This window comes from Nocardiopsis mwathae (genome assembly GCF_014201195.1).
Lineage (GTDB): Bacteria > Actinomycetota > Actinomycetes > Streptosporangiales > Streptosporangiaceae > Nocardiopsis_C > Nocardiopsis_C mwathae.
Genome location: NZ_JACHDS010000001.1, coordinates 3,371,920 through 3,390,372, shown reverse-complemented (window position 1 = coordinate 3,390,372; position 18,453 = coordinate 3,371,920). Strand labels below are relative to the sequence as shown.

General features: G+C 73.1%; 14 protein-coding genes and 1 riboswitch. Of the genes, 6 read left to right on the top strand and 8 right to left on the bottom strand.

The window, feature by feature from the left end; translation table 11 throughout:
* Positions 1–27 precede the first annotated feature (27 nt).
* On the bottom strand, positions 28–573 hold the full coding sequence (locus HNR23_RS14595) for a hypothetical protein (RefSeq protein WP_184076097.1): 546 nt from the start codon (positions 571–573) through the stop codon (positions 28–30).
* 373 nt (positions 574–946) lie between these two features.
* On the opposite strand from HNR23_RS14595, the gene HNR23_RS14590 reads away from it, so the two are divergent.
* From HNR23_RS14590 to HNR23_RS14580, 3 genes are all read left to right on the top strand, one after another.
* Positions 947–3,898: a penicillin acylase family protein gene (locus HNR23_RS14590; protein ID WP_184076096.1), complete on the top strand. Its 2,952-nt coding sequence runs from the start codon at positions 947–949 to the stop codon at positions 3,896–3,898.
* A 173-nt stretch (positions 3,899–4,071) separates the two neighbouring features.
* Complete coding sequence (locus tag HNR23_RS14585; RefSeq protein ID WP_184076095.1) at positions 4,072–4,512, top strand: NfeD family protein; 441 nt, start codon at positions 4,072–4,074, stop codon at positions 4,510–4,512.
* Between the two features lie 72 nt (positions 4,513–4,584).
* Positions 4,585–5,685, top strand: coding sequence for an SPFH domain-containing protein (locus tag HNR23_RS14580; RefSeq protein WP_184076094.1), 1,101 nt, complete (start codon positions 4,585–4,587; stop codon positions 5,683–5,685).
* A gap of 7 nt (positions 5,686–5,692) precedes the next feature.
* Here the strand turns inward: HNR23_RS14580 and HNR23_RS14575 are convergent, their stop codons facing one another.
* Both HNR23_RS14575 and HNR23_RS14570 read right to left on the bottom strand, forming a co-directional pair.
* Positions 5,693–6,661, bottom strand: coding sequence for a quinone oxidoreductase family protein (locus HNR23_RS14575; protein ID WP_184076093.1), 969 nt, complete (start codon positions 6,659–6,661; stop codon positions 5,693–5,695).
* A 94-nt stretch (positions 6,662–6,755) separates the two neighbouring features.
* On the bottom strand, positions 6,756–8,999 hold the full coding sequence (locus HNR23_RS14570; protein ID WP_184076092.1) for a protein kinase domain-containing protein: 2,244 nt from the start codon (positions 8,997–8,999) through the stop codon (positions 6,756–6,758).
* Positions 9,000–9,322: 323 nt separating this feature from the next.
* Between HNR23_RS14570 and HNR23_RS14565 the strand changes: the two genes are divergently transcribed.
* Complete coding sequence (locus HNR23_RS14565; protein ID WP_184076091.1) at positions 9,323–9,592, top strand: DUF6504 family protein; 270 nt, start codon at positions 9,323–9,325, stop codon at positions 9,590–9,592.
* A 27-nt stretch (positions 9,593–9,619) separates the two neighbouring features.
* Here HNR23_RS14565 and HNR23_RS14560 read toward each other — a convergent pair whose 3' ends face one another.
* Complete coding sequence (locus HNR23_RS14560; protein ID WP_184076090.1) at positions 9,620–10,639, bottom strand: LLM class F420-dependent oxidoreductase; 1,020 nt, start codon at positions 10,637–10,639, stop codon at positions 9,620–9,622.
* A 186-nt stretch (positions 10,640–10,825) separates the two neighbouring features.
* Positions 10,826–10,955, top strand: a riboswitch (cobalamin riboswitch).
* 56 nt (positions 10,956–11,011) lie between these two features.
* On the opposite strand from HNR23_RS14560, the gene HNR23_RS14555 reads away from it, so the two are divergent.
* Entirely contained in the window at positions 11,012–13,081 is a 2,070-nt protein-coding gene (locus HNR23_RS14555) for a putative cobaltochelatase (protein WP_184076089.1), read from the top strand.
* A gap of 92 nt (positions 13,082–13,173) precedes the next feature.
* On the top strand, positions 13,174–13,776 hold the full coding sequence (cobO, locus tag HNR23_RS14550) for a cob(I)yrinic acid a,c-diamide adenosyltransferase (RefSeq protein WP_184076088.1): 603 nt from the start codon (positions 13,174–13,176) through the stop codon (positions 13,774–13,776).
* 363 nt (positions 13,777–14,139) lie between these two features.
* Here the strand turns inward: cobO and HNR23_RS14545 are convergent, their stop codons facing one another.
* From HNR23_RS14545 to HNR23_RS14530, 4 genes are all read right to left on the bottom strand, one after another.
* Complete coding sequence (locus HNR23_RS14545; RefSeq protein WP_184076087.1) at positions 14,140–14,736, bottom strand: GNAT family N-acetyltransferase; 597 nt, start codon at positions 14,734–14,736, stop codon at positions 14,140–14,142.
* Complete coding sequence (locus HNR23_RS14540) at positions 14,733–16,148, bottom strand: cobyrinate a,c-diamide synthase (protein ID WP_184076086.1); 1,416 nt, start codon at positions 16,146–16,148, stop codon at positions 14,733–14,735. The genes HNR23_RS14545 and HNR23_RS14540 overlap by 4 nt, the downstream gene beginning before the upstream one ends.
* 130 nt (positions 16,149–16,278) lie before the next feature.
* Positions 16,279–17,556 carry a cytochrome P450 family protein gene (locus HNR23_RS14535; protein ID WP_184076085.1) on the bottom strand — a complete coding sequence of 426 codons (1,278 nt, stop codon included), beginning with the start codon at positions 17,554–17,556 and terminating at the stop codon, positions 16,279–16,281.
* A 39-nt stretch (positions 17,557–17,595) separates the two neighbouring features.
* The gene (locus HNR23_RS14530; RefSeq protein ID WP_343070566.1) at positions 17,596–18,342 is read right to left on the bottom strand and encodes a TetR/AcrR family transcriptional regulator; all 747 of its coding nucleotides are present in this window, start codon (positions 18,340–18,342) and stop codon (positions 17,596–17,598) included.
* Positions 18,343–18,453 lie beyond the last annotated feature (111 nt).

Sequence of the window (18,453 nt, the reverse complement as noted above, 5' to 3'; positions counted from 1 at the left end):
CGCTCCCTCTTGCCGCCGAACGGTCGGTCAGGGCATGGCCGCCAGCGAACGCGCGTAATTGACGGACTGCATGACCTGCATCATCGTCGACGGATCACGGGCCGGGATCATCGTCGAATGCACCACCCCGCCTCCCTGTGCGGTCACCTGAATGCCTCCGGTAATCCTGCGCTCTTTGATGAGGAGAAACAAGAGCCCGAGAAGGCAGAAGAGGAAGAAGAGAATCGCCAGCACGATCGCGTAGGCGGGAATGGTCTCGTGCTGGTGGGTCATGTCGGCGACGTTCCAGGTGCTGCCCTTGATCGGGAACCGCCCGGACGGGGTGATCACCTCGGTGCGGGTGATCGTGATGTCCCCGATCGTGGTGAGCGGTGGCTCGGCGCCGTATGCCTCCGCCGGGGCCTGCCACCCGCCGGTCTGCGGCGTGCCGCCGTAGACCGGCATCGGCCCCGGTGCGACGTCACCGCCCGGATGCGGCGCACCGCCCGCGAAGGGCTGGTCGTAGGGGGTGCCGGCCTGGTGCTGCCGGTAGGGGTCGCTCGGATCCGGTGAAGGGTAGGGGCCGTGGCTCATGTCCGGCATTCTCGCCGGGGACGTGGCGATTGCCAAACTCCCTGCGGGGGCGGCATTTCAGGGGGCCGATGGCACCGGCGGCGGGAGCCGCGGCGGGCGTGCCCGGCCCATCGGAGCGGCGGCTCCGGGGCGGCGGGGCGGGGAGTGGCCACATTCGGCCACGCACCGACCCTTGTGTCGTGGGTCACATCGTGATCTGGGCAAGCGATCGCTTGTTTTTCTCGCAGGTGGCGGGGGGACGGCGAATCCCGGCGGGTGGCGCGGCCGCGGCGCCCGCCCGCCGCGTCGGCGCTCGGGCGAATGTGAATCTCTTTCGGGAAAAGGGTGTCGGTGCTTAACCTGCCGCCAGCCCCGCGTAAACGAGGTGTACAACATGATCATCCCCCACCCCCGCCTCCTCGGTGCCGCGGCCGCCGGGACCGCACTCGCCTGCCTCCTCACCGGCATGGCCTCCGCCCCCGCAGCGGCCGTGGAGCGGGCGGACGCGGCAGCCCCCGACGATGCGGCCCGGCTCGCGGCCGCCGTCGAGGACCACTGCTCCGGCGGCATCTGCCGCGACATCGTCCCGCCCGGCCAGAACGGCAACGCCACCCTCGTCGAGATCATCGGCCACCAGCTGTTCGGGACCCGCCCCAGGCACTCCTCCTCGCAGCTGGACATGTACGACAACCTCCTGCACGACCACGACGGACTCACCGACGGCGACCTGGGCGACTACTTCGCCGACGCCTCGTTCGGCGTCGCCGGCTCCCGCGTCGACCGCCGGTACCGGCCGCGTCAGGACGTCACCATCGTCCGCGACGCCGCCCACGGCATCCCCCGCATCCACGGCACCACCCGCGAAGGCACCATGTACGGCGCCGGGTACGCCGCCGCCGAGGACCGGCTCTTCCTGATGGACGTGCTGCGCAACCTCGGGCGCGGCCAGCTCACCCCCTTCGCCGGGGGCGCGCCGAGCAACCGGGCGCTGGAGCAGACCCTGTGGCGCGGCGCCCCCTACACCGAGGCCGACAAGCAGGCCCAGATCGACCGCGTGGCCGCCGGCGGTGAGCGCGGGCGCCAGGGCCTGGCCGACGTCGAGGCTTACATCGAGGGCATCAACGCCTACATCGACCGCTCCCAGCGCAGGCTCGACTACCCCGGCGAGTACGTGCTCACCGGGCACAAGAACGCCATCACCCAGAGGGGCGAGATCGAGCACTTCACCACCACCGACGTCGTCGGCATCGCCGCCATGGTCGGCCTGCTCTTCGGCGGCGGAGGCGGCGGCGAGGTACGATCGGCCCTGCTCAAGGCGGCCTTCGAGAACGAGTACGGCGCGGAGAGGGGCGAGGAGCTGTGGCGCTCCTGGCGCATGGAGAACGACCCCGAGGCCGTCACCACGGTCGACGGGGACTTCCCCTACAGCGCCACCCCCGAGGCCCCCGTCGGCGTCGCCATGCCCGACCCCGGCTCGGTCGTCCCCTACGACATCGTGCACGACGCCGACATCCCCGCAGCGCGGGCCCCGGCGCCCCCGCCGCCGCCCGCCGTGGCCGAAGCGCCGACCGCCACCGACGCCGCCACCGTCGATGACCTCCCGGAGTCCGACCGGCAGCGCATCGAGGCCCTCATCGAGCAGGGCGATCTCAGCGCGGCCGAGGGCGTCTTCGACGCAGGCGTCCTGCCCGAGGACTTCCTGGACGGAGAGCGCGGCATGTCCAACGCCCTGCTCGTCGCCGGCCGGCACACCGAAAGCGGCAACCCCGTCGCCGTCATGGGCCCGCAGACCGGCTACTTCTCCCCCCAGCTGCTCATGGTCCAGGAGCTGCAGGGGCCCGGCATCAGCGCCCGCGGCGCCTCCTTCCCCGGTGTGAGCTTCTACGTGCAGATGGGGCGCGGCACCGACTACGCCTGGAGCGCCACCTCCGCCGGACAGGACATCACCGACACCTTCGCCCTCGAACTGTGCGAACCCGACGGCTCCACCCCGAGCCTGGACTCCCGCGCCTACGTCGACGACGGCCGGTGCGTGGAGTTCGAGGAGCTGAGCGTGGACAACGCGTGGTCGCCCAGCGTGGCCGACCGGACGCCCGCCGGCTCCTACACGCTCACCGCCCTGCGCTCCTCCCACGGGCTGGTCGACGGTTTCGGCACCGTCGACGACACCCCCGTGGCTTTCGCCACCCGCCGCTCCACCTACATGCGGGAGGTCGACTCCCTCATCGGCTTCCAGAAATTCAACGAACCCGGCACCATCACCTCGGCGACCGACTTCCGGCAAGCCGCCGCCGACATCGGCTACGCCTTCAACTGGCACTACGCCGACGCCGATGACATCGCCTTCGTCAACTCCGGCGCCAACCCCGTGCGCACCCCGGGCACCGACCCCAACCTGCCCATCCGGGCCGACTCCGAAGCCGGATGGTCGGGCTGGGACCCGGCCGACAACAGCGCCGACTACCTCCCACCGGACCGCCACCCCAACGCCCTGAACCCGGACTACCTCGTCAACTGGAACAACAAGATCGCCCGCGGCTACACCTCCGGCTACGGGACCGGGTCGGTCCACCGCGGCGACCTGCTCGACGCCCGCGTCGCCGGACTGATCGACGACGGCCACAAGTTCACCGTCGCCTCGCTCACCCGGGTCATGACCGAGGCCGGCGTCGCCGACCTGCGCGCCGAGCGCGTGCTGCCGCAGCTGCTGCGCGTCATCGACACCGCCCCCGTCGAGGACCCCGAGCTCGCCGCGACCGTCGCGGGCCTGCGCGACTGGCTGGAGGACGGCGCCCTGCGCCGGGAACCCCGGCGGGACGCCGGACACTACGCGCACGCCGACGCCATCCGGGTGCTCGACGCCTGGTGGCCGCTGCTCGTCCGGGCGCAGTTCCAACCGGAACTGGGCAGTGACCTCTACACGGGCCTCACCGGGATCGTGCAGGTCGACGAATCGCCCTCGGGCAGCCTCGGCGGCGAGCCCGGCGACGTGAAGCAGGGCCAGACCCACAAGGGCTCCAGCTTCCAGTACGGCTGGTGGTCCTATGTCGACAAGGACCTGCGCAACGTGCTCGGCGACGACGTCCGGGCACCGCTCGGCCAGGCCTACTGCGGCGGCGGCGACGTCGGCGCCTGCCGCACCGCCCTGCTGGACTCCCTCGCCCAGGCGGCCGCGGCGCCCGCCTCCGACGTCTACCCCGGCGACGCCCACTGCTCGGCCGGAGACCAGGTCTGCGCCGACGCCGTCATCCACTCGCAGCTGGGCGGCATCGGCATGTGGCCGATCGCCTGGCAGAACCGCCCGACCTACCAGTTGGCCCTGCAGTTCACCGAGCGCAGGCCCTGATCCGCACCGCTCCGCGGGCGCGGGGGCCGGTCCGCAGCGGACCGGCCCCCGCGACCTTGGACCGGGGAATTACGGACCTATGGCGAACCTCTCCGCCGATGTAGTGCTTGATCGTGGCAGGAGGGGTATTTTCGTAGTGATACCCGCCACTTTCGGACGGGAGGCAGTCACGTATGTCGCTGTGGATCCTGTGGTTGGTCGCCGCGGTCGCACTGGGGATCGCGGAGATCTTCACGCTGACCCTGTCCCTGGGGCTGCTCGCCATCGCGGCCCTCGTCGCCGGGATCGCCGGCGCACTGGGGTTCGGCGTCGTGGTGCAGGTCGTGGCCTTCGTGGTCACGTCCGCCGCCGGCCTGCTCATCGTCCGCCCGATCGCCAAGCGCCACCTGCAACAGCCACCCCTGCTCCGCTCCGGGGCCGACGCCCTGGTCGGCCGGTCCGCCGTGGTCGTCGAAGAGGTCACCGGAGAGAAGGGCCGCATCAAGCTCGTCGGTGAGGAGTGGTCGGCCCGGTCGCTGGACGAGGACCACTCCATTCCGCCGGGTATCCACGTCGACGTCATGGAGATCGAAGGAGCGACGGCCATCGTCTATCCGCGCGAAGCACTGCCCTGACGCCCGCTCGCACGGGCACCGCCACCGCATCGTCCTCCCACACCCGGATCCTTCGGCAGGCAGGAGATCACAATGGGGCTCGACATCCTGTTCATCGTCCTCGCGGCCATCGCCGTCCTCTTGGTCGTGTCCACGGTGCGCATCGTGCCGCAGGCGCGCGCCTACAACATCGAGCGGTTCGGGCGCTTCCTGCGCACACTCCAGCCCGGCCTGAACTTCATCATCCCGGGCGTCGACCGCGTCAACACCAAGTACGACCTGCGCGAACAGGTGTTCTCCTCGCGGCCGCAGCCGGTGATCACCGAGGACAACCTCGTGGTCAACATCGACACGGTCCTCTACTACCAGATCACCGATCCCCGCGCCGCCGCCTACGAGGTCGCCAACTACCTGCAGGCCATCGACCAGCTGACCATCACCACGCTGCGCAACGTCATCGGCGGCATGGACCTTGAGCAGACCCTGACCTCGCGCGAGACCATCAACTCGCGGCTGCGCGGCGTCCTCGACGACGCCACCGGCAAGTGGGGCATCCGCGCCAACCGCGTCGAGATCAAGGCCATCGACCCGCCGCCGACGATCAAGGAGGCGATGGAGAAGCAGATGCGGGCCGAGCGCGACAAGCGCGCGGTGATCCTGCACGCCGAAGGTGAGCGGCAGTCCCGCATCCTGACCGCCGAGGGCGCCCGGCAGCAGGCCATCCTGGAGGCCCAGGGAGACCAGCAGGCCCGGATCCTGCGCGCCGACGGTGAGGCCCAGGCGGTCGAGCGCGTCTTCCAGGCCGTGCACGCCAACGACGCCGACTCCAAGCTGCTGGCCTACAAGTACCTGGAGACCCTGCCGCACCTGGCCAGCGGAGAGGGGAACACGTTCTGGGTGATCCCCGGCGAGCTGACCCAGGCGGTGCAGAACGTCACCAAGGCCTTCGCCGGCGAGGCCGGGGAGGGCGTACGCCCCGCCGCGGCCCCGAGCACCGCGACCGACGAGGTGGAGGAAGGCGAGGGAGAACCGCGCCGGATCACCGAGGGCGAGCAGCGCCCCCGGCCCGCGGCCGCCCAGGCCGCGGTCGAGGCGGCGGAGAGCGCCGCGGCGGCGGTCGCCAACGCGCGCAAGGAGGCGGCCGCCGCGGCCGGCCCCGGGCCGCTGCCGTCCCAGCGCGACGACAACGAGTAGGCGCCGCTCAGACCAGCAGCAGCTTGCCGGTGGTGCGGCGGGCGGCCAGGTCCTCATGGGCCCGGGCGGCGTCCGCGAGCGGATAGCGGCCGCCGATCTCCACGCGCAGCTCTCCGGCGTCCACGAGCCCCAGGACGTCGGTGGTGCGCTGCAGCAGCTCGGCGCGGTCGGCGATGTGGTCGGCGAGGTTCGGCCGGGTCAGGAAGACCGACCCGGCGCTGTTCAGGCGCTGCGGGTCCACCGGCGGCACCACCCCGCTGGACTGGCCGAACAGCGCCAGCACGCCGCGCCGCCGCAGCGAGGCCAGGCTGGCGTCGAAGGTGTCGGCCCCCACGCCGTCGAACACCGCGGCCACGCCCGCGCCGCCGGTCAGCCCGCGCACGGCGGCCGCCACGTCGCCCACCTCGGTGTAGCGGATGATGTCGTCGGCCCCGGCCGCACGCGCCTGCTTCTCCTTGGCCGCGGTGGACACCGTGCCGATGACGCGGGCGCCGCGTGCCTTGGCCAGCTGCACCAGCAGCAGGCCGGTGCCTCCGGCAGCGGCGTGCACCAGCACGTCGTCGCCCGGGCGGACCGGGTAGGTCGCGTGCGTGAGGTAGTGCGCGGTCAGTCCCTGCAGCATCACCGCGGCGGCCCGCTCGGTGGACACACCGTCGGGGACCGGGACGACCCGCTCGGCGGGGACGGCCGCGCGCCGCGCGTAGCCCCCGGGCGCCGACACCCAGGCGACGCGCTGCCCCTCCGCCAGGTCGGCCACGCCCGCGCCGACGGCGGTGACCGTGCCCGCACCCTCCAGGCCCGGGGTGTAGGGCAGGGGGACGGGGTAGACACCGGTGCGCTGGTAGATGTCGATGAAGTTGACGCCGGCGGCCTCGACGTCGACCACCACCTGCCCGGGCCCGGGCCGCGGGTCGTCCACCTCGCACGGTCGCAGGACCTCCGGCCCGCCGGGCTCCTCGATGACGATGGCGCGCATGCTCACGGCTCCTCCGCGGTGTCGGTCCCTCGGGTGTGCGGGCGGGGCGGTGGGTGTCCCGCGCTCGACCGCGCACGGACCCGCCCCGGCCCCCTCAGCCCCCGTTGTCCCCTTCGGGGTCCAGCTTGCTCATCCTGAAGTCGTCGAAGTACACGATGGCATCCCCGCCGCTGCCCCCGCCCTCGCGGGTGACGCCGAGGCCGGCGACGCCGTTCTGCACCGGGTTGTCGTCCACGGCGTTCATCACGTGCGAGCCGTTGACCCACAGGCCGACCGCGATGCTCCGCTCGGTCGAGCCCCCGCTCTCCTCCTCCTGGCGCTCGCAGGTCACCTGCAGGGTGTTGACCGGCTTGTCCTCGTCCTCCCGGTCGGCCTCAGGGGCCTGATACCCGGGGACGCCGTCGGTGACCTGTTCGAGTGTGGAGATGCCCGACTCGCCGCCGACCCGGCGGATCCGGGCCTCGCTGCCGTCGAAGCGAACGGTCACCGAATAGCGGGTCTCGTCGTCCTTGTTGAAGAAGCAGTACACCTCCATCTCCCCGTAGTCGGGACCGCTCTGCACCGTGGTGTCGACGCTGACGGCGAGCTGCTCGGGGTAGTCGCCCTCGAAGGCGGATCCGGCCCGGGTGACCGTGTCGTCGCGGGTGGCGCGCAGCGCGTAGCGGCCGTCGTCGGTGTAACCGCGGTTGTGTTCGCGTGCGTCGAAGGGGTCGTCGGAGTCATCGGCCGACCAGCCGGAGTTCGGATCGGCGAACTCGTCGGTGTAGATGTTGGTCCCCGACGGGAACTCCGGGCCGCTCAACAGGTAGGACCCGACGATGCCGGAGGCCAGCAGCAGGACCACCGCGCCGACGCCCCCGCCGATCATCATCAGCTTCTTCCGCCCGCCCCCGGGCGCGGGGGCGGCCGCCGGGTCGGGCCCCGACGGCGGTCGGCCCGGGCCGCCGTGCGCACCGGGTCCGCCGGGCGCCATCGGGGTGTGGGACGGCTGGCCGTAGGGCGGAGACGGAGCGCCGGGGTACGGAAAGGCCCCCGGCTGCGGGGCGGCGCCCATCGGCGGCTGCCCGCCCGGCTGCGGCGGGCCGCCGTAGGGGGACTGCTGCGGCCCCGAGGGCGGGCCGTAGGGCGGGGGCGCTCCGAACGCCGGGCCGGGCGGCGGGCCCGTGACCGGTGCTCCGGACGGCGGCGGGCCGTAGGAGGGCTGCTGCGGGCCGGAGGGGACCCGGTCCTGGGCGGAGGGGTGCGGCGCCGACGGATAGGCGGAGGGCTGCCGGTCGGCCTCGGGCGGCATGGCGTGGGTGGTCTGGTCGGCCGGGTTCACCGCGTCCGTGGGAGTGGCCGCACCGGCCTCGCGCATCGCCGCGGTCGGGGCGGATTCCGCCGCCGTGCCCGCGGCCGCACCGGCGGCGGCCCCCGCCAAGCCCGCCGCCGCTGCGGCGTCCGACCGCGGTGTGGACGGCGGAGTCCACGAGCGCTCCACGGTCCGGTCCACGACGGACTCGGTGGGGTTCTCCTGCCCGACCAGGCGGTTGAGCAGCTGCTGGGCGGTGGGCCGGTTCTTCGGGTCCTTGTCGAGCGCCCGGCGCACCAGCTCGTCCAGGCTCGGATCGAGGCCGTCCAGGTTCGGCGGCGCCGAGCTGATGAGATGCAGCACGGCCGGGACGCTCTGGGCGTCGAAGGGGGTCGTGCCGGTTCCGGCGAAGGCGATCAGACAGCCCCAGGAGAAGATGTCGGAGGCCGGGGTGATCTCCCCGCCCATGACGAGCTCGGGCGCGAGGTAGGCGGGGGTGCCCATGAGCTGGCTGGAACGGGTGACCGAGCCGTCGTCGTCCATGGCGCGAGCGATGCCGAAGTCGATCACCTTCGGCCCCACGCTCGACAGCAGGACGTTGGCGGGCTTGAGGTCGCGGTGGATCACCCCTGCGCCGTGGATCGCGGTGAGCGCGGCCGCCACCCCCATGGCCAGGCTCTCCAGGGTTCCGCCCTGCATCGGCCCCTCGGCGTTGATCGCCTCGGACAGGTTGGGGCCCGGGACGTACTCGGAGACGATGTAGAGCGGGTCGCTGTCCAGTTCCGCGTCGATGACCCCGGCGGTGGAGAAGCGCGCGACCCGCCGTGCGGACCGGACCTCGCGGGCGAAGCGGCGGCGGAAGTCCTCGTCGTCGGTGAGGTCGGGGTGGATGAGCTTGACCGCGACGAAGCGGTCGGAGGCGTCCTTGGCGAGGTAGACGGTGCCCATGCCGCCGCGGCCGAGTCGTCCCACGATGCGGTAGTCCCCGAGCTCGTGGGGGTCGCCGGTTCGGAGGGGTTTGGCGCGCTCGTGCTCGTTCGACGTCACAGTTGTGGTTTTCCTTTGTGGCTCACGGGGGTTCGCGCCTCACAGCGTACCGACGACGGCCGGACACCGCGCGGGTGCGGTCGCCGGGTGACCTCGTACCGGGTGCAGGGGATGCCGCACGTGCCAGGCACGTGCGGACACGTACGTCTCGCCATGATTCCCGAACACGTTGCGGACACGCGAACACACTTTGCGCTTCCGGGCGGCGGCCCATCCGGCTATGATTAGAACACCTGTTCGAACGTGAACCTGCTCTTCCCCGCGGGTCGACGGCCTTCGCGCGCCGCGGACGCGGGCGCGCACGCGATGAGGGGAGTGGCCCGGTGGCACGTGTCTACGGTGTTCGGATCTCGGTGGTCGATCGGGAGGGCCGCCCGCAGCGCTTCACCTGGGACGGGCGGATCTACACGGTCCGACGGATCATCGACCACTGGGTCACCCTGCGTACCGACTGGACCCCCGCCGCCCACGACCGCCTGCCCCAGCGCACGTTCTGGCGCGTCGAAGCCGGCGCGGACCGCGCCCCGGGCGTCTACGAACTCCGCCACGACTCCACCACCGGCGAATGGCTACTGGCCCGCGTGTGGGACTGAGGTCGTCGAGGGCCGATCCCGGCTCGGTCACCCCAGGACCAGGTCGCGGAAGGCGCGGAGAGTGGGTTCGTCGCGGACGCCGGCGGCGAGGAGGGTGGTGACGGGGCTGTCGCGCCAGGCCCCGAGGCGTTCGGCGATGCGCGGAAGCGGGCCGACCAGGGAGAGGCCGTCGGCCAGGTCGTCGGGGACGGCATCGACCGCCTCCTCACGGCGCCCGGCCAGGAAGAGCTCCTGCACCCGGTGGGCTGCCTCGGCGAAGCCCATGCGCACGAACACGTTGAGGTGGAAGTTCTCATCCCGGGCGCCCATGCCGCCGATGTAGAAGGCGATCGGCGCCTTGGCCGCGCGCAGCGCCGCGGCGGTGTCCTCGTGCGGGATCACCGCGACCGTGCAGGCGATGTCGAAGCCGTCGGGGGCGCCGGCGAGCGCGTCGGCGTACACGTCGGGGCTGATCCGCGGGTGGTAGAAGAGGGGGGTCCAGCCGTCGGCGATCTCGGCGGCCAGCGCGACGTTCTTCGGTCCCTCGGCACCCAGGTAGACGGGGATGTGCGGGCGCAGCGGGTGGGTGATCGGCTTCAGCGGCTTGCCCAGCCCGGTCCCGCCCGGATAGGGGAGCGGGTAGTGCGGTCCCGGCGCGGTGACCGGTGCCTCGCGGCGCCAGACCCGGCGCATGATGTCCAGGTACTCGCGGGTCCGCTGCAGCGGGCGGGGGAACGGCTGCCCGTACCAGCCCTCCACCACCTGCGGGCCGGACACCCCGATGCCGAGCCGCAGGCGCCCACCGGACAGGTGGTCGAGGGTGAGCGCGTGCATGGCGGTGGCGACCGGGGTGCGCGCCGAGAGCTGCACGATCCCGGTGCCCAGGCCGATCCGTTCGGTCCGGGCTCCGTACCAGGCCAGCGGGGTGAAGGCGTCGGATCCGTAGGCTTCGGCGGTCCACACCGAGTCGTACCCGAGGGCCTCGGCGGCCCGTACGGTCGCGGTGGCGTCGTCGGGGCGGGCACCCCAGTACCCCACCGCGAGTCCCAGCTTCAGGTCCGTGGCCATGTGCGCTCCATCGGTCGCTCGGCGGGAAGCGGGTGCCTGGACCGCATGCTAGAACCGGTTTCAGCATCCGGATAGGCCGGTCGGCCCGAAAAGCCGACGCGGGAGTGTCCTCCGGCGGGCGTGTGCCATTCTGGTGGGCGGTGCCGACGTCGGCGGTGCGGCCCTACCGGGGTCCGCCGCCGCACGCAGGAACCCGGTGCGAATCCGGGGCGGTCCCGCCACTGTGACCAGGGAGCGGACCCGCGACCGTAGCCACTGCCGGACGACACCGGTGGGAAGGCGGCGGGGACGCGGCGATCTGGGAGCCAGGAGACTGCACGGCGCCGCGACCGACCCCTATGGGCGTGGACTCCCGAGGAAGGACTGACCCGCGTGAGCGCTCCGGCTCGCTACCCCTTCAGCGCGGTCGTCGGCATGGACGACCTGAAACTGGCGCTGCTGATCAACGCCGTCTCCCCGGCGGTCGGCGGTGTGCTGGTCCGAGGTGAGAAGGGCACCGCGAAATCCACCGTCGTGCGCGCCCTCGCCGCGCTCCTGCCCGACCTCGACATCGTCGACGGCTGCCGGTTCTCCTGCGACCCCGCCGCCGCGGACCCCCGGTGCCCCGACGGGCCCCACCCCCACGGCGCCGTCCCCGCCGAGCGCGCCGCACGCCTCGTGGAGCTGCCGGTCGGCGCGAGTGAGGACCGCCTGGTGGGCTCCTTGGACATCGAGCGCGCGCTCACCGAGGGTGTCAAAGCCTTCGAACCCGGCCTGCTCGCCGCCGCACACCGCGGCGTCCTCTATGTCGACGAGGTCAATCTGCTCCACGACCACCTCGTCGACCTCCTCCTGGACGCGGCGGCGATGGGTACCTCGCACGTCGAGCGCGAGGGCGTGTCGGTCGCGCACGCCGCACGGTTCCTTCTGGTCGGCACCATGAACCCGGAGGAGGGCGAGCTGCGCCCGCAGCTGCTGGACCGCTTCGGCCTCACGGTCGAGGTCGCCGCCACCCGCGACCCGGCCGAGCGGGCCGAGGTGGTGCGCCGCCGCCTCGCCTTCGAGACCGACCCCGGAGCCTTCGCCGCCGGATACTCCGGCGAGGACGCCGAACTCGCCGCGCACATCCGCGCCGCACGCAAGCGGCTGCCCGGGGTCGTCCTCTCCGACGCCGCGCTGCGCCAGGTCACCGCCGTGTGCGCGGCGTTCGAGGTCGACGGGCTGCGGGCGGACATCGTCACCGCCCGCGCGGCCATGGCCCTGGCCGCCTGGCGCGACCACATCGAGGTCACCTCCGACGACGTCCGCGACGCCGCCCGCCTGGCCCTGCCGCACCGGCGCCGCCGCGACCCCTTCGACGCCCCGGACCTCGACGAGGACCGCCTGCAGGATGCGCTCGACCAGGCGGGTGATGCGGACCCAAAAGCCGGTGAGGACGCCCCGGACGAGGACCCGGGGCGTCCCGACGACGGCGGCGCCGACCCCGGTCCGGGGGACGCCGAGGTGGACCGGGGGCAGCGGAACGGCGCCGAGGCCCCCGCGCCCGACGACGCCCCGCGCCAGGAACCGCAGGAGGAAGCCCCGCCTTCGTCTCCCCCGGATCCCCCTGCGGGAACGGAACACCCCACCGGCGACAGCACCGCCGAGGCGGGGGACACCTACCGGCCGCGGCTGTTCAGCGTCGCCGGGATCGGCCACGGCACCCCCGGCCGCCGCTCCCGCGCCGAAACCCCCTACGGCAGGACATCGGGCGCCCGCCCGCCCCGCGAGCGCGTCGGCGCGCTGCACCTGACCGGGACACTGCGGGCGGCCGCCCCGCACCAGCGGGCGCGCGGCCGCACCGGCCCCGGGCTGCTCCTCGACGGGTCCGACCTGCGAGAGGCCGTGCGCGAGGGGCGCGAAGGCAACCTCGTCCTGTTCTGCGTGGACGCCAGCGGCTCCATGGCGGCGCGGCAGCGCATGCGCGCAGTGAAGGGCGCGGTGCTCAGCCTGCTGCTCGACGCCTACCAGCGGCGCGACAAGGTCGGGCTGGTGACGTTCCGCGGCCGCGGCGCCGAACTCGACCTGCCGCCCACCTCCTCGGTCGAGGCGGGCGCGCGCCGCCTGCGCGAACTCCGGACGGGAGGGCGCACCCCGCTGGCCGCGGGGCTGCTGCGCGCGGCCGACGTCCTGCGCATCGAGCGCCTGCGCGACCCGCGGCGCCGCCCGCTGCTGGTCGTCGTCACCGACGGCCGGGCCACACACGGCGCACTCGACGACGCCCTGCGCGCCGGGGCATGGATCGGCGCCCAAGGGGTGGAGACCGTCGTCGTCGACTGCGAGTCGGGCGCGGTCCGGCTGGGGCTGGCCGGCCGTCTGGCCGCCGCCATGGGCGGGACCGCGGTCCGGCTGGAGGAACTGGGCGCCGATGCCCTGAGCGGACTGGTCCGGCACACCCGGCATACCCGGAACAGCGCGGCCTGAGCCGGAGGCCGGCGGTGGGCGAACGAGACGGCCACATCGACCGACATCCAGTGACAGCGATCGACCGACAGCGACAGACAAGGACTCCGCAGATGCCCCAGGGCAAACCCGCCTACGTCCCCGACGACGGGCTGACCACCCGCCAGCGGCGCAACCGGCCGCTGCTGATCGTGCACACCGGCCCCGGCAAGGGCAAGTCCACCGCCGCCTTCGGCCTGGCCACCCGCGGCTGGGCGCAGGGGTGGGACATCGGCGTCTTCCAGTTCGTGAAGTCCGCGAAGTGGCGGATCGGCGAGGAGAAGGCGCTGCGCGTCCTGGGGGAGACCTCCGAGGGCGGCACCGTCACCTGGAACAAGATGGGCGAGGGCTGGTCCTGGATCCAGCGCCCCGGGACCGAGGAGGACCACGCCGCCGACGCCGCCGAGGGCTGGAGCCAGATCAAGCGCGATCTGGCCGCCGAGACCTACCGGCTCTACGTGCTCGACGAGTTCACCTACCCGATGAAATGGGGGTGGGTGGACGTGGACGACGTCGTCGCGACCCTGCGGGACCGACCGGGCGACCAGCACGTCATCATCACCGGCCGCGACGCCGACCGGCGCATCCTGGACGCCGCCGACCTCGTCACCGAGATGACCAAGGTCAAACACCCGATGGACGCGGGCCAGAAGGGGCAGCGCGGCATCGAGTGGTGATGCCTGCGATCGGCCCCCGATTCCGTTGATCTCGGAGATGTCGGGGTAAAAATCGCCCCCGACACCCCGATATCCCCGAGATCAACGAAGGGGGAGAGCTGTCCGGTGCGGGGGCCGATCGGGGCGCTCCTCCCACCCTCTCCGTGGCCGCCCCTTGGTACGGAACCGGGACCGGCCGCAGGGGTCGGCCCCCGCCGCTGGCCCGGCCGTCCGCTCACCCGCACGGCGACCGCCTGCCCCAGGCTCCTGCCGTCCTCGTCGCTGCCGCTCGTCTCCACGGGACACCGTGCAGGGGAACGCTGACAAGGCCCCGGTGGACCCCGACCACCCTGACCCTGTCCGGACCTCGGCAGGCAAGCGGCGTCAGCGGGTTCCGTCCTCCGGGGGCTTCCCCAGGTCGGACGGGATCAGGCTGTAGAGGGCCAGGTCGGCACGGCCCTCGTGGAGGAGCATCGCGTTGCGTTCGATGCCCTCGAAGGCGAATCCCGACTTCTCCGCCACGCGGCGGGAGGCGGTGTTGGCGGTCGCGGCCCGCAGGACCACGCGCTCCAGGCCCTGGTCCAGCGCCCAGCGGGAGACCGCGGTCACGGCCTCCGCGGCGACGCCCGTGCCGCGCGACCACGGGGCCGTCCAGTACCCGACCTCGGTCGACCGGACCACCCACATCGTGCGCGTCAGCCCGACGGACCCGAGGAAGCGGCCCGTCCGGCGATCGGTGACAGCCCAGTTCTGCCCGTCGCCTCCGGCACGGGACTCCGGGGCACCGGTCAGGCACCACTCCTCGGCGTCGGCACGGGTGTAGGGCACCCCGGGCTCGGGGAGCGGCAGCCACGTCTGGATCAGGGGATCCCGCACCGCGGCGTAGACGTCGTCGATGTCGGCCTCGGTGAAGGCGCGCAGGGTCAGCCGCTCGGTCTTCAGGATGACGACCGGCATGGTCGAGGCGGTGGCGGCGCTCATCGGTCGGACCTGCCCTTCGTCTCGGCGAATCCGCGTACCGACCCGAGGAAACGGGCGGCCAGGGCGGGGGCGCCGGCCCAGTGCACATGGAGGTAGGAGGCGTTCAGGGTGGCACTCGCGAACCCCTCGCCGCCACCGGATCGCCACTGCCAGGCGGGGTCGGTGCCGCGGGACGGAGTCAGCTCGGTGCGGTGGAACTCGTGGCCGTGCACCCGAGTACCGGCGCCGGCCAGAACGGAGTCGCGTACCGCGACGGCGGCGCGGTAGCCGAGGGTCAGGCGCTCCGTCATCCGTGCCGAGGCCGGGATGACACCGCACATCGGGGCGCCGTCCAGTTCGCGCGCGAGGTAGAGCAGTCCCGCGCACTCGGCGGCCATCGGGGCGCCGCGGTCGGCGAGGTCGGCGACGGCGGCGCGCAGCGGGGCGTTGCGGGAGAGCTCGGCGGCGTGCATCTCGGGAAACCCGCCGCCGATGACGAGGCCGGCGGTGTCGGCGGGGAGCTTCTCGTCGCGCAACGGGTCGAAGGCGACCACCTCGGCGCCGCCGGCCCGCAGCAGTTCGGTCTGCTCGGTGTAGGAGAAGGTGAAGGCGGGGCCGCCGGCGACCGCGACGCGTGCCGGGACGGAGGGCGCCCGCGGCTCGGCGCCCGGCGGCGCCGCCAGCTCAGCATCGGGGCTCCAGGGGGGTCCCGGCAGCGGGGCGGCGCCGCGCGCCAGCGCGACGATCGCGTCCAGGTCGCAGGAGTCGGCGATCAGTGAGCCGAGCGCGTCCACCGCCGCGCGCGCGGCGTCCGCGCGCTCGGCGGCGGGGATGAGACCGAGGTGGCGCGACGGCGTCTCGACCGCGGAATGCCGCCGGATCGCGCCCAGGACCGGCACCCCCGCGTCCTCCAGGGCGTCGCGCAGCAGCTCCTCGTGCCGGTCGGAGCCGACCCGGTTGAGGATCACCCCGCCCACACGCACCCGCGTCTCATACGTGCAGAAGCCGTGGACCAGCGCGGCGATGGATCGGCTGGTCCGGGCGGCGTCCACGACCAGCACGACGGGCGCGCCGAGCAGCCCGGCGACGTGCGCGGTCGAGGCGAAGTCGCCGGGGCCGTGGAAGTGCCGGGGCTCGGAGGCGCCGTCGAACAGGCCCATCACGCCCTCGACCACGGCGATGTCCGCGCCGGCGGCGCCGTGCCGGAACAGTGGAACGACCCGGTCCTCGCCGCACAGCACCGGATCGAGGTTGCGCGGCGGCCTTCCGGTGGCGAGCGCGTGGTACCCGGGGTCGATGTAGTCCGGTCCGACCTTGTGTCCGGACACGCGCGCGCCCCGTGCCGCGAGCGCGGCCATGAGCCCGGTGGCGACCGTGGTCTTCCCGCTCCCCGACGCCGGGGCCGCGATCACGACCCGCGGAACCTGCGGCATTGCCCGCCTCTCTTCCCGACCCGCCGTCGTCGGCCGACCGATGACCGTCGACGACCGTCCAGGCTATGCGCAGTGCGGGCCGCCCGGGTCCGGGGCGGCCCGCCCCGGCGGGCTCACCGGGCCCGCCGCCTCACAGCCGGACGGGCAGCCGGGCGAGTCGGCGCATGCCCGGGCGCGGGGCCCATTCCAGCTCCTCCTCCGGGACCGCGAGGGACAGGCCCGGGAAGCGGTGCAGCAGGCGGGTGAAGCCGACCTCGCCCTCCTGGCGGGCCAGGGCGGCGCCGAGGCAGTAGTGGGCGCCGTGGCCGAAGGCGATGTGCTGTTCCCCGCGGGTGGCCGGGCGCCGGGTGATGTCGAGTCGGTCGGGCTCGTCGAAGCGACGCGGGTCGCGGTCGGCCGAGACGAGCACCACCAGGACCCGCTCGCCCTGGCGGATCAGGGTGCCGGCGACCGTGACGTCCTCGGTCGCGAAGCGCGGGCGCGTCACCAGGACCGGGCCGCACCACCGCAGCAGCTCGTGCACGGCCGCCGGGGCGCGGCTCTCGTCCCGGCGCAGCAGCTCCAGTTGGTCGGGGTGGGTGAGCAGCGCGGCGGTGCCGTTGCCGAGCAGGTGCGCCGTGGTCTCGTGCCCGGCGACCACCAGGCTGAGCACCATGGTGACCAGCTCCGCCTCGCCGAGCCGGGAACCGTCCTCGTCCTGAATGCGGATCAGCGCGTCGATGAGGTCGTCACGCGGCGCGGCCCGGCGCCGTTCGACCATGGCTTTGAGGTGATCGACCAGCTCCACCACCGCGGCACCCATCGCGTCGGTGTCGGTCGACACCAGGTCGTGGCTCCACTTCAGCCACAGCGGCCGGTCCTCGTCGGGGACGCCGACCATCTCGCAGATGACGGTGATGGGCATCGGGTAGGCGAAGTGCTCGATGAGGTCGACGACACCGTCCTCGGCCTCGCCTGGGAGCCGGTCGAGCAGTTGCTCGGTGATCTCCTCGACACGCGGCCGCAATTCGTTGACCCGACGCACGGTGAAGGCGCGGGAGACGAGCTTGCGCAGCCGGGTGTGGTCGGCCCCGTCGGCGTCCAGGACCGACTCCGCCAGATAGGGGATGTAGTCCTCGGGGATGCCGAAGTGCCGCATCAGCGCGGTGCGCTCGTTCGTCTCGACGCCCGGGACCGAGGCCGAGTCGTTGGCGAAGCGCGGGTCGCTCAGCACGGCCCGCGCGTCTTCGTGCCGGGTGACGACCCACAGCGGGAAGCCGTCCACGAAATAGCCGGGGACGACCGGCCCGTGCTCGCGGATGCGCGCCCAGGCGCCGTACGGCTCGCGGACGAATTCCGGGTCCATCAGGTGGGCGGTGCCCGGCTCTGCTGCGGTGGTGGGCTCGATGTCGGGCGTCCGGGGGGTCATGGCGTCCACTCCTCGGGTATCCGGTCGCGGTGTCGCACCTCAGGTGCGTTTCTGCCGGTCGATCTCGTCGCGGATCCGCTCCTCCAGGCGCTCGTAGAGGTCGATGACCCGCGGTGCCGCCGCACGCAGGACCTCGGGCCGGGTATCGGCATCGAAGGCCGCGCCCACGGTCCTGGCCAGCGCATCGATCTTGGTGGCGGTGTCGGGGTCCGCGTCCCGTCCGCCGGTGAGGCTGTCCAGCGTCATGAAGCCGGTGACGGTCGCCTTGAAGGCGTAGCGCTGCGCGGGGGCCGGGAGGTCGGTGCGCACGATGCCGTGCTCGCGCAGCAGGCGGAAGTACTCGGTGTCGCTGCGGTCCCGGAAGGCCATCAGGTCGCCGATGAGCTCGGGTGCGCTGCGGGCCAGGGTGCCCAGGGTGTCGGTGTCCACGACGGTGACGGCGCGGATGATGGGGTCCTCCATGACCGCCCGGAAGCCCCGTTCGGCCAGCCGGCCGGGGAGGATCTGGGCCGGGTCCGCGCGCATCGCCTGGACGAAGGTCGCGCACAGCGCGGCCTGCGAGCGCATCAGCACGGTCAGGAACAGTGCTTCCTTGGTGCTGAAGTGCAGGTAGACGGTGCCCTTGCCGACGCCCGCCCGGCGGGCGACCTCGTCGATCGTGACCCGCCGATACCCCCACGCGACCAGCAGCTCCCCGGCGGTGTCGAGGATGCGCTCCGCACGCATGTCGCGCCCGGGGGCCGTCGCCCCCTCCGGCGCCCGGTCGATCCGCTCGTTCGGTGCCACGCCGCTCCGCCACTCCCGTTGTGATCATGACTCTGTGACCGGATGAGAAATCCGGTCACAGAGTCGAACGTACGCGGGGACGGATGGGGTGGCAAGGGCCACGTGTCCCGA

Bases quoted from the DNA above. Each gene is read 5' to 3' on its own strand.
- HNR23_RS14595 (WP_184076097.1), bottom strand. From the start codon at position 573: ATGAGCCACGGCCCCTACCCTTCACCGGATCCGAGCGACCCCTACCGG.
- HNR23_RS14540 (WP_184076086.1), bottom strand. From the start codon at position 16,148: ATGCCGCAGGTTCCGCGGGTCGTGATCGCGGCCCCGGCGTCGGGGAGC.
- HNR23_RS14545 (WP_184076087.1), bottom strand. From the start codon at position 14,736: ATGAGCGCCGCCACCGCCTCGACCATGCCGGTCGTCATCCTGAAGACC.
- HNR23_RS14580 (WP_184076094.1), top strand. From the start codon at position 4,585: ATGGGGCTCGACATCCTGTTCATCGTCCTCGCGGCCATCGCCGTCCTC.
- HNR23_RS14585 (WP_184076095.1), top strand. From the start codon at position 4,072: ATGTCGCTGTGGATCCTGTGGTTGGTCGCCGCGGTCGCACTGGGGATC.
- HNR23_RS14535 (WP_184076085.1), bottom strand. From the start codon at position 17,556: ATGACCCCCCGGACGCCCGACATCGAGCCCACCACCGCAGCAGAGCCG.
- HNR23_RS14575 (WP_184076093.1), bottom strand. From the start codon at position 6,661: ATGCGCGCCATCGTCATCGAGGAGCCCGGCGGGCCGGAGGTCCTGCGA.
- HNR23_RS14560 (WP_184076090.1), bottom strand. From the start codon at position 10,639: ATGGCCACGGACCTGAAGCTGGGACTCGCGGTGGGGTACTGGGGTGCC.
- cobO (WP_184076088.1), top strand. From the start codon at position 13,174: ATGCCCCAGGGCAAACCCGCCTACGTCCCCGACGACGGGCTGACCACC.
- HNR23_RS14590 (WP_184076096.1), top strand. From the start codon at position 947: ATGATCATCCCCCACCCCCGCCTCCTCGGTGCCGCGGCCGCCGGGACC.